The sequence below is a fragment of the Bradyrhizobium sp. WSM471 genome, from assembly GCF_000244915.1.
GTDB lineage: Bacteria > Pseudomonadota > Alphaproteobacteria > Rhizobiales > Xanthobacteraceae > Bradyrhizobium.
Genome location: NZ_CM001442.1, coordinates 1,130,704 through 1,146,182 on the forward strand (window position 1 = coordinate 1,130,704; position 15,479 = coordinate 1,146,182).

The window sequence follows — 15,479 nt, forward strand, 5'->3', positions numbered from 1 at the left end:
CTTCGCCAGGTCCCCCTCGACCTGCACGTGCCGGGCTTTGTTGCTTTCGCGGAGATAGTGGGAGGCAGGCGGTTTTGTTCTGCTTAACGCGCCCGGCTGGGGTCCCAAAACCGGGCAACAGGCTGAAACGGGCCTGCTCAAATTGCGTAAAATTTTACGATTCGCCGGCTAGGAGCGCGGCAGCTGCCGCGAGGAAGGACCGATTGCAGGCAGAAGTTGTCGTGGAACTGATTCTGCGCCTTATGGCTAACGGGTCGCTATTTCGCGAGTTCTGTTAGTTGGATCACAGATTTGGCTCCGTATTTGCCGCAGTGTGGTGCGGGGCACCACGAACAAAAGATGACAGAAGTATCGATTGTGGGATTTCTACAATGGAATACATGGGGTTACTGAAAATGAGCGAAAATAATCGCCACTTTACTTATGAGTATTTCAAAAATTACTTCGGCTTCTCTGCGGACGCCCAGCCGCCTGAGAGCATCGACTGCTTGGTGATGCCAAATCACACAAGCAATAGGTGGTTTCGCTAAGGACTTGGTAATGATATGCAAGTTTAGGCGAGCGATACTTACTTAGATTTTAACTCCTTTTTTGGTGCCCGGATTGAATTACGCTGGCAAATTTGACGCCGCGATTTCCTTGGACGGCTTGGGTTCCCGATCGCCCGCCGATGGCCATGTCGATTCTTTTACCGCAAAGGCCCGCGGTCACGTGCCTGATGGCGCATTCGTCGTTCCCGACCCGAACCTGATCTTCAACGGCGATTTTAAGCGCGCCGGTCTCGACCTCGTGCTGTCCCATGATGGGCACGATTTCGTCGTTCACGATTATTTCAGGGGCGACAAGTGCGCGGCGATCGCCTCACCCGACGGCGCGCACCTCACCGGGGACGTCGTCAACGCACTCACCGGCCATGTGCAATATGCGCAGGCCGCCTCCGGCATTGCCGCCGCGCAGGTCATCGGCCACGTCACCAAGCTCTCCGGCAGCGCGACTGCGGTCCGTAACGGCGTCTCCGTCATCCTGAACAACGGCGACAATGTCGAGAAGGGCGACGTGGTCTCGACCGGTGGCGACTCGACGCTCGGCATCACGTTCATCGACGGCACCGTGTTCGGCCTGTCCTCCAATGCGCGGATGGTGCTGAACGAGATGGTCTACGACCCCAACGGGTCGAACAATTCCTCGCTGCTTAGTCTGGTCGCGGGCACCATCACTTTCGTTGCCGGCGAGACCGCCAAGCACGGCGACATGAAGGTCGACACGCCGGTCGCCACCATGGGCATCCGCGGCACGGCGGTGCTGAGCCAGATCAACTTCGTCGTTCCCGCCGGCGGCGGCGATCCGCAGCCGCAGGCAAGCTTCCAGGTGCTGGTCGAGCCGAACGGCACGACGGGCTCCTACATCCTGTTCGACAAGGTCACGCTGCTTCCGATCGCGACGGTCAACCAGGCCGGGCAGATGATCCAGATCAGCGGCGGCAACGTCTCGATCTCCAATGCGCTGATGTCGCCGGACATCCAGAAGCTGATCACGGACGTGTTCACGCTGAAGTTCACGGACAACAACAGCAACACCAAGCTGACCCAGAATTTCACCGACTCGATCACGCAGACAGGCAACATTGTCTTCATCAAGACGGATACCGGTGCCACCGCGACCGCGACCTTCACGCATCTCCCTGACCCGGGATCGCAGGCGCCCGGCCATAATCCGTCGACCAGCACCCGCATTCCCGGCCCGCCCGTTCGTCAAAGCCTCGATCTCAACGGCAATGTGAAGACGGCGTTCGGGATTACCGAGCGTGCGGACACGACCGGCGACACAACGCATTACGATACCATCTCCGGTCGCATCACCTTCGTCGATCAAAACCTGGCCGATCTGCCGACGGTGAGCATAGACCTCGGCGATACGCCGAACTTTGTCTACAAGAACGCCAGCCAGCAGGATGTCACCGGCGCGCTCTCTGCACTCCAGAAGCAGGACATCGCGGCAACGCAGATCCAGATCAGCGTCGCCGCAGCCGCCGGTAACAACAACAACGGCTCGGCGGTCTGGACCTACGCGATTCCCGACCACGTCTTCGACTTCCTCGCGGCGGGCGAAACGTTGACGCTGACCTACAAGGTGCGCGTCAACAATAATTTCTCGGTCAATCCCGAAACGTCGACCATCGACATCACCATCACGATCACCGGCACCAACGACAAGCCGGTGATCACCACCAGCGTTCCGGTCATCATCTTCGAAGGCGGCACCAGCGTGCCGGGTGGCCCGCTCACCAGCGATGTTCCGACGACGGGCACGCTGGACTTCACCGACGTCGACCTCACCGACAAACATACGGTCTCGGTGGCGTTGACCAGCGCGACCCTGCCTGACGGCACCGTTCCGCCGGGGCCGCTTGCGGCGTTCCAGAGCGCGATGTCGGTCGCGATCGCGGCGGGCGCCGATAGCACCGGGGACGGCACCGGCACCATCAACTGGTCGCTGGCTGACCTGCCGGTCTATCTCGCCGACTTCATCCCCAAGGGTGAGGTGCTGACGCTGGTCTACACCGTGACGCTCAAGGACGCGCAAGGCGCCATCTCGCAGCAGACCATCACCGTCACGATCACCGGCACCGACGCTCCCGCCGTGGTGTGGATCGCGACCGACAAGCCCGGCGCTCCCTCCGGCGGCTTCTGGAAGGATGCGGCCAACTGGGCAACCGGCACGGTCCCGACCATCAATGACGACGTCATCGTCATCACCGACCAGCTGCATGGGCTGACGCCGTCCTATCCGGTGACGATCGACACGGCAGCCTACGCCAAGTCGATCACGATGAACGATTACGACACCGCGATCGGCCACAAGGCACCGGAAGTCATCAACAAAAGTGCGTTGACGATTGCGGGCAAGATCAGCCTCAAGGCCGATTCGAAGCTCACCAATTTCACGGCAAGCACGATCTCCGTTGGTGGCAAGGCCGAGTTCCTGGACAGTAGCGTGCTCACCAATGCCGGCTATCTGACGTTCAAGGGTGGCGGCGATTTTGCCAAGAGCACCACGATCACCAATTCCGGCACGATCGAGCTGTTCGGCGGCACGCTGAAGACGCTTGCAGGAATTAACAATGCCGGCGGCACGCTGAAGGCCGATGCCGGCACGACGCTGATCGTCGACACCGCCACCATCAGCGGCGGCACGGTCACCATCGCCGGCACGCTGGAACTCGATGGCAGCAGCGTCCTCGAGGACGGCACGCTGAACAATTCAGGAGCGGTCAACGTCAAGGGCACTGCGGAGTTCGCCCACGAGACCGTCTCCAACGTCTCCGCCGGCACGATCAAGGTGCTGGCGAATGGCTGGTTGACGATCGACCAGGGCTCGACCGTCGCCAACACCGGCAACGTCACGGTCGATGCCAACGGCAAGCTGACGGTCAATGGCGCCACGATCAGCGGTGCCGGCACGGTCACGGACAACGGCGAGATCGACCTCACCGGCAACGCCGTTCTGAGCGGCGGCATCCTGAACAACAATGCGGCCTTCAAGGTCAGCGGCACCGGCAACGCGCTGGACCACGAGACGGCCACGAACGCGAGCACCGGCACGATCGAAGTGCTGGCGAACGGCGCGCTGACGATCGACCAGGGCTCGACCGTCGCCAACACCGGCAACGTCACGGTCGATGCCAACGGCAAGCTGACGGTCAATGGCGCCACGATCAGCGGTGCCGGCACGGTCACGGACAACGGCGAGATCGACCTCACCGGCAACGCCGTTCTGAGCGGCGGCATCCTGAACAACAATGCGGCCTTCAAGGTCAGCGGCACCGGCAATGCGCTGGACCATGAGACGGTCACGAATGCGAGCACCGGCACGATCGAAGTGCTTGCCAACGGCGCGCTGACGATCGACCAGGGCTCGACGGTTGCCAACACCGGCAACGTCACGGTCGATGCCAACGGCAAGCTGACGGTGAACGGGGCCACGATCAGCGGTGCTGGTACCGTCACGGACAACGGCGAGATCGACCTCACCGGCAACGCCGTTCTGAGCGGCGGCGTCCTGAACAACAATGCGGCCTTCAAGGTCAGCGGCACCGGCAACGCGCTGGACCATGAGACGATCACGAATACGAGCACCGGTACGATCGAAGTGCTGGCGAACGGCGCGCTGACGATCGACCAGGGCTCGACGGTTGCGAATGCCGGCAACGTCACGGTCGATGCCAACGGCAAGCTGACGGTCAATGGCGCCACGATCAGCGGTGCCGGGACGGTCACGGACAACGGCGAGATCGATCTGACCGGCAACGCCGTTCTGAGCGGCGGCATCCTGAACAACAATGCGGCCTTCAAGGTCAGCGGCACCGGCAACGCGCTGGACCATGAGACGATCACGAATGCGACGACCGGCACGATCGAAGTGCTTGCCAACGGCGCGCTGACGGTTGACCAGGGCTCGACGGTTGCGAATGCCGGCAACGTCACGGTGGACGCCAACGGCAAGCTGACGGTGAACGGGGCCACGATCAGCGGTGCCGGGACGGTCACGGACAACGGCGAGATTGATCTGACCGGCAACGCCGTTCTGAGCGGCGGCATCCTGAACAACAATGCTGCCTTCAAGGTCAGCGGCACCGGCAACGCGCTGGACCATGAGACGATCACGAATGCGAGCACCGGCACGATCGAGGTGCTGGCGAACGGTGCGTTGACGATCGACCAGGGCTCGACGGTTGCGAATGCCGGCAACGTCACGGTGGACGCCAACGGCAAGCTGACGGTGAACGGGGCCACGATCAGCGGCACCGGCACGGTCACGGGTAACGGCGAGATCGACCTGACCGGCGCTGCGGTGCTGAGCGGCGGCGTCCTGAACAACAATGCGGCCTTCAAGGTCAGCGGCACCGGCAACGCGCTGGACCACGAGACGGTCACGAATGTGACGACCGGCACGATCGAGGTGCTGGCGAACGGCGCGCTGACGGTCGACCAGGGCTCGACCGTCGCCAACACCGGCAACGTCACGGTGGATGCCAACGGCAAGCTGACGGTGAACGGGGCCACGATCAGCGGTGCCGGGACGGTCACGGGTAACGGCGAGATCGACCTGACGGGAGGCGCCACTCTGAGCGGCGGCATCCTGAACAACAATGCTGCCTTCAAGGTCAGCGGCAGCGGCAATGCGCTGGACCATGAGACGGTCACGAATGCGAGCACCGGCACGATCGAAGTGCTGGCGAACGGCGCGCTGACGGTTGACCAGGGCTCGACCGTCGCCAACACCGGCAACGTCACGGTCGATGCCAACGGCAAGCTGACGGTGAACGGGGCCACGATCAGCGGTGCTGGTACGGTCACGGACAACGGCGAGATCGATCTGACCGGCGCTGCGGTGCTGAGCGGCGGCATCCTGAACAACAATGCGGCCTTCAAGGTCAGCGGCACCGGCAACGCGCTCGACCACGAGACGGTCACGAATGCGAGCACCGGCACGGTCGAAGTGCTGGCGAACGGCGCGCTGACGATCGACCAGGGCTCGACAGTCGCCAATGCCGGCAACGTCACGATCGATGCCAACGGCAAGCTGACGGTCAACGGTGCCACGATCAGCGGTGCTGGTACGGTCACGGACAACGGCGAGATCGACCTGACCGGCAATGCCGTGCTGAGCGGCGGCATCCTGAACAACAACGCGGCCCTCAAGGTCAGCGGCACCGGCAACGCGCTGGACCATGAGACGGTCACGAATGCGAGCACCGGCACGATCGAAGTGCTGGCGAACGGCGCGCTGACGGTTGACCAGGGCTCGACCGTCGCCAACACCGGCAACGTCACGGTCGATGCCAACGGCAAGCTGACGGTGAACGGGGCCACGATCAGCGGTGCTGGTACGGTCACGGACAACGGCGAGATCGATCTGACCGGCGCTGCGGTGCTGAGCGGCGGCATCCTGAACAACAATGCGGCCTTCAAGGTCAGCGGCACCGGCAACGCGCTCGACCACGAGACGGTCACGAATGCGAGCACCGGCACGGTCGAAGTGCTGGCGAACGGCGCGCTGACGATCGACCAGGGCTCGACAGTCGCCAATGCCGGCAACGTCACGATCGATGCCAACGGCAAGCTGACGGTCAACGGTGCCACGATCAGCGGTGCTGGTACGGTCACGGACAACGGCGAGATCGACCTGACCGGCAATGCCGTGCTGAGCGGCGGCATCCTGAACAACAATGCCGCCTTCAAGGTCAGCGGCACCGGCAACGCGCTGGACCATGAGACGGTCACGAATGCGACGACCGGCACGATCGAAGTGCTGGCGAATGGCGCGCTGACGGTCGACCAGGGCTCGACGGTTGCGAATGCCGGCAACGTCACGGTCGATGCCAACGGCAAGCTGACGGTCAATGGCGCCACGATCAGCGGCGGTACGATCGACGGTCTCGGCACCATCGATGTCACCAGCGCCAGCAAGATCGATGGCGGCGCGACGCTGAGCACGGCCACAGTTACCGCCGATGCCAAGCTGACGCTGGACGGCATCACGGTGTCGGGCTCGACGATCACGGACAATGGAGGCATCGAGCTCGACAACACCGTCAAGCTCAAGGACGGCGCCAGCATCCAGGGCGGCGCGGTCGCCAATACCGGCACGCTGAAGATCACCGGCGCTGCGACGCTGCTCAACGACGTCGTGACCAATACCGGTACGGTGTCGGTCGATGGCGGCCAGACGCTGACACTGTCCGGCACGGAGATTTCGGGCGGAGCCGTCAACGGCGCCGGGGCGATCGATGTCATCGGCAGCAGCAAGATCGATCAATCAGCGACGCTGAGCACCTCTGCCGTGACGGTTGAGAGCGGCGTCATCCTGACGCTGGATGACGTGACTGTTGCGGGCACCGCAATCGCCAATCATGGCACGGTCAAGGTCGATGCAAGCAGCAAGCTGACATTGAACGGTGCAAGCCTGACAGGCGGCGCGCTCACCGTTTCGGGTACGCTGAATTCGACCGGCACAACTACGATTACCGACGCCAACATCTCGAACAACTACCTGATCGAGGCAACCCTGGGCGCGTTGACCCTGCTGGCGACGACCTCCGCAACCTCGATCGCGAATGGCGGCATCCTCCGGGCCAATGGCGCCGAGCTCGACATCAACGGCGAAACCATCGCAAACACCGGCACGTTGGCGGCGATTGATCACGGGACACTGAAGCTGATCGGGACGACGGTGACCGACACCGGCAGCGGTAGTGTCTCGGTCGAGTCCGGCTCTACACTCGATCTCCAGGGCGCCACCATCGACGGCGGCACGGTGACGATTGCCGGTACGCTGGAATCGACTGGCACGAGCGCGATCAACAACGCCGACATCACCAACACCGGCACGATCACGGTGACCAGCGGTACGCTGACGATTGATCCCGCCATCCTCCACACCATCACCAATCACAATCTGATTCAGGCGAATGGCGGTGAACTCGATATTTCCGGTGACCTGATCGTCAACTCCGCCGATATCATGGCGGTGCATGGCGGCACGCTGAAGCTTGCGAGCGTCATCGTCACCAATTCCGGCGGGTCGATCACGGTCGACGGCACCTCGAAGCTCTATCTGACCGACGTCTCGATCAACGGCGGCAGCCTGAGCAATGCCGGCAATCTCTACGGCGTATCCGGCTCCAACACCGTTTCGGCGATGGTCACGAACACCGGCACCATCGAGGTGCAGGCCGGCACGCTCGACCTCGCCGGCGGCCTTAGCGGTGTCGGCTCGGTGATCATCGACGATGGTGCGACGCTCGAACTCGCCGGGGCGACGGCGCAGACCATTGCCTTCGCCGGTGGCGCCGATACGCTCCAGCTCGACAAGGTGGCGGGCCAGAGCTTCACCGGCACCATTGCCGGTCAGTCGACGAAAGCCGGCACGTTCACGATCAAGGGCGCGGCCGATATCACGACATCGAGCGGCGACGCACTCGACTTCACCGCATCGGGCGGCACATCTGCAACGCCCGCCAACATCGTTCTCGCGCCCACCGGTGCACTGACGGGCGCGGCCAACGGCGTCGCCGTCACCCAGAACGGTACCGGCGATATCTCGTTCACGGCGACCGGCGACATCAAGGGCCTCGCCGGCCACGGCATCTGGCTGCGCGACAGCGCGACCGGCGCTGGCGATATCACCGTCAACAATCTCACCGGCAAGGCGACCGGCGCCGGCGCGAATTCGGTCGGCGTTCTTGTCGAGAATTTGAACAGCGCGAGCGCCGGCGGCATCTCGATCACCCAGCTCGGCGGCGCAGTTGGCGGCGCATACGGCATCGACGCGGTTACGCTAGGCCACGGCGACATTGCCATTGACGCCGGTGGCACCATCACAGGCAGCTCCGTCTACGGTATCCGTGCGCGCAGCTATGGCAGCGGCAGCGAGACCGTCACGACCGAGGCCGGCAGCGCCGTCACCTCGGGCAGCTCGGCCATCATTGCGGTCAATCGAGCAAATTCGATCGACGCGTCGGACGGCAGCACCATCACCGTCACCACCTACGGCACGATCAATTCCGGCAGCAGCCTGAACCAGAGCGGCAACACGCCGGCGGGCATCCAGGCCGGCTACACCGGTGCCATCACCGGATCGACCGCCAATACCCACGTCAACGGCACCGTCACCATCGGCAATCACGCCAACATTACCGCCGCGGCGGGCTATGGCATCGACGCCTACAATTACGGCAACGGCGACGTCAGGGTGACCAGCTTCGCCGGGACCACGATTTCGGTCTCCGGTGCCCAAAGCGTCGGCATCAACGCGTCGGCATTGAGCGGTGGCGCTGGCGACGTGACGGTCACGCTTGGCGAAAATGTTACGATCTCGGGTGCGACGAGCTACGGCATCAGGGCCTACAGCATCGATGCGGGCGACATCAGCGTCACCATGGCGAACGGCGACAGTATCACGTCTGGCAGCACCGGCATCGTGGCGGTCAACTACGCCACTGCGATCGCTGCCGGCATCGGGAGCACGATCTCCGTCGAGGCGCACGGCACGATCCACTCCGGCTCGACCTCGAACAACGACAGCACCATTCCCGGCGGGATCATCGCCGGCTACAAGCCCGGCGGGACCGGCACGTTCTCGAATGCGGTCAAGGGCGACGTCACCGTTACGAGCGATGCAACGATTATCGCCGATGTGGGCTACGGCATCGAGGCGTTCACCTGGGGTGCCGGCAACCTCACAGTCACGACCGGGGCGACCTCCTCGATTTCGGCCGCAGGTACCGCGATCGGTGCCTTCGATCACGGTGGCGGCGACGTCAGCGTCACCAATAATGGCTCCACTACCGGCGCGGTCGGCGTGTCTGCCATCGCCAACGGCAGCGGCGACGTCACAATCGTCAATCACGGTGCTATCACCAGCACGAGCCTCGCCGGCATCAGCGTCACCCAGAACGAAGCGGGCGCGACCGGCTCGACCCATATCACCAATACCGGATCGATCGTGGCCCCGAGCGCCCATGCGGCGATCTTCATCCAGGAGAACGCGACCGGCATCGCGCAGATCGACAATTCCGCCACCGGAACGATCGGACCCGCCCTCGCCTCGTCCGTGACCGCTGCGACCTACGCCATCGTCGAGACCGGCGGCCACGTCACGATCAACAATGCCGGTCACATCAACGGCAATATCTCGGTCGCCACCGCGACGTTCAACAATGAGCTGGGCGGCACCTGGACGGTCGCCGGCTCGGGCGTCTTCGGCAACGCGTCGTCGATTGTCAACCACGGTGCCATCGACCTGCATGGCGCGTCGATCTCCGGGACCGGGCTGAGCGTCGAGAATTACGCGACCATCGACAGTTGGGGCACGGCGTCGATCACGGGCACCATCGCCAATGCCGGCAGCATCGAGATCCATGACGGGGCGCTGACGCTGTTCGGCTCACTGTCGGGCTCGGGCTCGGTCACCGTCGACGCCGGCGCGTTGCTGAAGCTCGACGGCACGGTCACGCAGACGATCACACTCGACGGCGACGGCGCCCATCTTCAGATCGATACGTCGGCGTTCGGCGGCTCTATCGGCGCGCTGTCCACGAACGACACGATCGACCTGTCGACCATCAAGTATGGGCTCGGTACCAGCGCAGTCTATGTCGCCAACAGCAACCCCTCCACCGGCGGCGTGCTGACGGTAACCGATGCGGACGGCAATCACATCAGCCTGACCCTGTCCGGTGCCGACTACAGCAATGCCCATTTCGCCGGTAGTGACGACGGCACTGGCCACACGCTGATCACCACGACCGATGACCACGCGCCGGCCTTCACCGCCGGCGGCGTGCTGGCGGGAGGCGTCTCCGAGCAGGCGGACGCCACCGGCGACTTCGCCACGTCCGATACGTCAACGCCCGCGACCGGCGCGATTCACTTCACCGACGTCGACTTGACCGACCTGCCGACGGCACAGATCACCGGCCAGGTCGTGACCTCGCTTGGCGCCGATCACAGCACTATTCTCACCTCGTCGCTCACGCTTGACGAGATCGCGGCGCTCAAGACCGGACTGACCCTTCTGCCGCAGGCCGGACTGAACAATGGCACCGTCACCTGGAGCTATTCGATCGCCGACGGCGCGCTGGACTTCCTCGCCAAGGACCAGACCGCGAAGGTGGTTTCCACCATCACGATCACGGACGATTACGGCAAGACCGCCACAACCGACGTCACAATCACGATCACGGGCAAGAACGACGCACCCGCGATCACGGCGGAAACGAACGACCATTCCGGCGCGGACCTGCCCGAGACGAATACGCCGCTGGTGAAGCATGGTACGCTGACGGTTTCGGATGCCGATGCCACCGATCATGTGACGGTCGCGGTCGATCATCTCGATATCTATTTGGACGATGTGCTCCAGACCGGCTATGTCGGCGAGCCCTCGAACGAGACGCTGCTCAACTATCTGGCCGTGCAGCCCGGAGAAGTTCTCGATGGCACCGCCACCCACGCCGCGTTTACGTGGGATTTCAATTCAGGCAGCGAGGCCTTCGACTTCCTTGCCGCCGGCCACACGCTGTCGCTGCAGTACACGATCGTGCCGGACGATGGCCATACGCCGACCGGAACCGGTAACGGCGTCCTCACTTTCAACATCGCCGGCAGCAACGATGCGCCGACTCTGGGTGACGCGACGCTGGCCTCGGTCAGTGGAGATAACAGCGATCCGGTTGGCTCCACAGTCAGCGATCTCTTTGCTGGCAAGTTCCACGACGCCGACGACGGCGCGAGCTTCCAGGCCATCGCGGTCAGCGCGGACAACGCCACTTCGGATCAGGGAGTCTGGCAGTACGAAATCGCCGGCTCCGACCAGTGGGTCGACATTGCCGGCGTCAGCGACACCAATGCGCTCGTGCTCAGCACCGATACGCTGGTCCGCTTTGTCCCGGCTAACGGCTTCAGCGGCACGCCCGGCTCGCTCGACGTTCATGCGCTCGACGACACCTACACCGGCGGGATCAGCGCCGGCTCCCCGGTCTCGATCGATATCACGAGCGCCGGCATCGGCCACGGCGGCACCACGCCGGTGTCGGACCACGCCGCTTCGGTCAGCATCGATGTGACAGTTCCGCCGGATGTGCTGGTTGCGAACGACGATGCGCTGGACAACGCGACGCCGCCTTCGACCGATGGCGGCTGGGTACTCGACACTGACAACGGCCACTACTATCGGCTCGTGACCACCGAGCTGAGTTGGGATGATGCGAAAGTGCAGGCTGAATCCGATGGTGCCTATCTGGCGACCATCACCGGCCAAGGCGAGCAAGATATCGTCCAGGGACTTTCCGTGGGCTACCGCGCCTGGATCGGCGGCGGGAGCACCGACGATACCGACGGGGCCGGCGCCCATTTCTCCTGGCTGACCGGTCCCGAGTCGGGCTCGGCATTCGGCTACACGCATTGGCGTCTCGATAGCAACGAGCCGAACGGCGGCTTTGGTTCGAGCACGCAGCACGTCCATATTGAAGGCGTCGACGATGCCGCGAACGGTGGCTGGAATGATGCACCAGGCGACGCGGTCGGCCGGTACTTCATAGAGGAATGGGGTGGCCAAAGCGGTCAGGTCGCATTCAAGGAGAATGTTGGGACCACGCTGACCACGGCGCAACTGCTGGCCAACGACACCGATTCCGCGGGCAATCCCATCACCGTGACGTCCGTCGGCGATCTCTCCGGTCAAAGCCTCCATGGCGGCACGGTCGCGCTCAACGGCAACATCATCACCTATACGCCGGCCACGGACTATTTCGGCGCAGACAGCTTCACCTATACGATCTCCGACGGCGTCAAGACCGCGACCGCAATGGTGTCCTTCGCCGTCGACCAATCGCCGGTGATTGACACGACGCATTTCGCCCACACCCATAACGAGGACAACAGCGATACGGTGACAGGCCTGTCCGTCTCGGGGTCTTCGACCGAGACCTACAGCCTGAGCGCGGTGACCGCAGGCTCGATCGACGGCAGCACAGTATCCCCGTCGCAGGACGACGATCTCTCGCTGGACGACGTAAATGCAGATCTGGCCAGCGTGACCTATACGCCCGGAGAAATGCCGCCGGTCAATGACATGATCACCTTCGCCGTGACCGACAGTCACGGCATCAAGGATACCGTCAACTTCATCTTCAACGAAAGCGGCGAAGGCCCGGTGTTTTTGACGGGAACGGCCGGCAAGGACGTCATTTTCGCCAGCGAATCGAGCGACACGCTGATCGGCGGCGGCGCCAAGGACCAATTCGTGTTCGCGCCGGCGTCGTCGCAGGATTCGGTCCTGCACACGGTGATCGATTTCGAGATTGGCCTGGACAAGATCGACCTGCGGCAGTTCGGCGGCATCAGCTCGTTCGAGGACCTCGGTATTGCGCCGCAGTCCGGCGGCGCTCTTATTACGCTCGACAATCACGAAGCGATCCTGCTGAAAAACGTCGTTGGAACGCTACAGGCAAGCGATTTCATTATTACCAACCACGCCATTCTGTGATGCGCCCCGTGGGGCTCGCCAGCTGGCCCGCCGCTTGATCGTCACAAAAATCCATCGACCTTCGCATCCGGGAATGGCCAATCGCGCACGGACGCTGCATGATCGGTGCGCACGGCGCGGCGCGGGTTTGCAGGAAGTCCTACTGAAATGAAACGTCTCAAGATCCTGCGGCGGTGGTTTGCGCGCAAGTTGGGGTTTGCGCGGCTGATGTGCCTTGCGCTGCTGGTCGTGTTTGCCGGCGCTCGCCTCTGGGATCCGCCGCCGATCCAGGAACTGCGGCTGCGCACTTTCGACATGTTTCAGTTGATCGATCCGCGCCACAAGACGGCGCGGCCGGTCACCATCGTCGACATTGACGACAAGAGCCTCGCCAAGCTTGGCCAGTGGCCGTGGCCGCGGACGCGGATCGCCGACCTGATCCAGAACCTCACCAGTCACGGCGCAGTCGCGATCGGCTTCGACGTCGTGTTCTCGGAGGCCGATCGGCTCAACCCGGATCTGGTCGCGAGCCAGATGCGCTATCTCGACGACGCCACCCGCGCCAAGCTGCGCGAGCTGCCGAGCAACGACCAGATCCTCTCCGAAGCGATCAAGCGCTCGCGTGTGATCCTGGGCGAGACCGGCCAGCGGGCGATTTCGTCCGAGGTCGACAAGTCGCTGCCCTTTACCGGCGTCGCAACGGTCGGCGAGGAGGGGGCTGAGCGCTTCCTGTTCGAATTTCCCGGGCTGTTGCGCAACGTGCCAGAGATCGAGAAGGTCGCGGCCGGCCGCGGCCTGTTCTCGATCAAGACCGAGCGCGACGGCCTGATCCGCCGCGTGCCGATGATTATGCGCGCCCAGGGCATGGTCATGCCCTCGCTCAGCCTCGAAATTTTGCGTGTCGTCACGGGCACGCCGACCTTGCTGGTTCGGACCGACAAGACCGGCGTGCGAGCCGTGCGTCTCAAGGGCGTGGAGATCCCAACCGACAGGAACGGTCAGCTCTGGGTGCATTACGCCCGCCAGGATCCCTCGATCTACGTCTCGGCCGCCGACGTGCTCGATAACACCGTGCCGCCGAACAAGATCGCCGGTAAGCTGGTGCTGGTCGGCACCTCCGCGGTTGGGCTCAATGACATCAAGACCACGCCGGTGTCCTCGAACATGCCGGGCGTCGAGATCCATGCGCAGGTGCTGGAGAGCGTGCTGAGCGGCGCAGTGATATCCCAGCCGAACTATGCGCTCGGCGTCGAGCTGCTCGCCGCGCTCATCATCGGCTTGCTCGTCATCATCTTCACGCCGAACCTCGGACCGGTCCGCCTCGTGCTTGCTGGCGCGACCTTCGCCGCGATCCTGATCGGAGTGTCCTGGTTCTTTTACGTGCAATACCGCTATCTCATCGACTTCACTTATCCGTTGCTGTCGACCACGGCGATCTACCTGACGCTGATCTTTGCCAGCTTCGTGCGCGAGCAGCGGCAGCGCGTGCAGATCCGCGGCATGTTCGCGCAATACATGTCGCCGGTGCTGGTCGAGCAACTCGCGCAGTCGCCGGAAAAGCTGGTCCTCGGCGGCGAGGAGCGCGAGATGACGATCATGTTCTCCGACGTGCGCGGCTTCACCACCATATCGGAGACCTACAAGCACGATCCGCAGGGCCTGATCGCGCTGATGAACCGTTTCCTGACTCCGCTGACCGACGTGATCATCGATCAGAAAGGCTATATCGACAAATACATGGGCGACGCCATCATGGCGTTCTGGAACGCGCCGCTCGACGATGCCGAACACGAGGTCAACGCCTGTGAGGCCGCGATCCAGATGTTGGAGAAGATCGACGCGGTGAACAAGGACCGCGAGCAGGAGGCCATTGATGGCAGTCACGTCTACATCCCACTCAATGTCGGTATCGGTCTCAACACCGGCATCGGCGTGGTCGGCAACATGGGCTCCGACCTGAAGAAGAACTATTCGGTGCTCGGCGACAGCGTGAACCTGGCCTCGCGCCTCGAAGGCCAGTCGAAGGAATACGGTTTTCCCATCATCGTCGGCTCCAGGACCGCGCTCGCTGCCAAGGACAAGTTCGCGATCCTCGAGCTCGATTTCATCATGGTCAAGGGCAAGACCGAACCGGAAGTCATCTACGCCATCGCCGGCCGCGCGGACGTGATGCATTCGGGCGCGTTCCAGCGGCTGCGCAACGTCACCATCGAAATGCTCGCCTGCTATCGCAGCCGCGACTGGCACGGCGCGCTGGACGCGATCGAACGCGGCCGCAGGAGCGAGGATGCCGACACGCTGGAAAAGCTGTTCAAGCTCTATGAAGTGCGCATCAAGGAATTCCAGATCAATCCGCCGCCGGAAGGCTGGACCGGGGCCTATGCGCTGCTGACGAAGTGAGGGGCGCGAGAGGCTCTCGCTGCTGCCTCAACAAGAGGTGTCGTCCTGGC

At 63.2% G+C, this 15,479-nt stretch carries 2 protein-coding genes; both read left to right on the plus strand.

The window, feature by feature from the left end:
* The first annotated feature begins 711 nt into the window (after positions 1–711).
* On the plus strand, positions 712–13,050 hold the full coding sequence (locus BRA471DRAFT_RS35615) for an Ig-like domain-containing protein (RefSeq protein ID WP_007605159.1): 12,339 nt from the start codon (positions 712–714) through the stop codon (positions 13,048–13,050).
* A 147-nt stretch (positions 13,051–13,197) separates the two neighbouring features.
* Positions 13,198–15,429 (plus strand): CHASE2 domain-containing protein, encoded by a 2,232-nt coding sequence (locus tag BRA471DRAFT_RS05260; protein WP_007605161.1) that lies wholly within the window; start codon positions 13,198–13,200, stop codon positions 15,427–15,429.
* Positions 15,430–15,479 lie beyond the last annotated feature (50 nt).

Bases quoted from the DNA above. Each gene is read 5' to 3' on its own strand.
- BRA471DRAFT_RS05260 (WP_007605161.1), top strand. From the start codon at position 13,198: ATGAAACGTCTCAAGATCCTGCGGCGGTGGTTTGCGCGCAAGTTGGGG.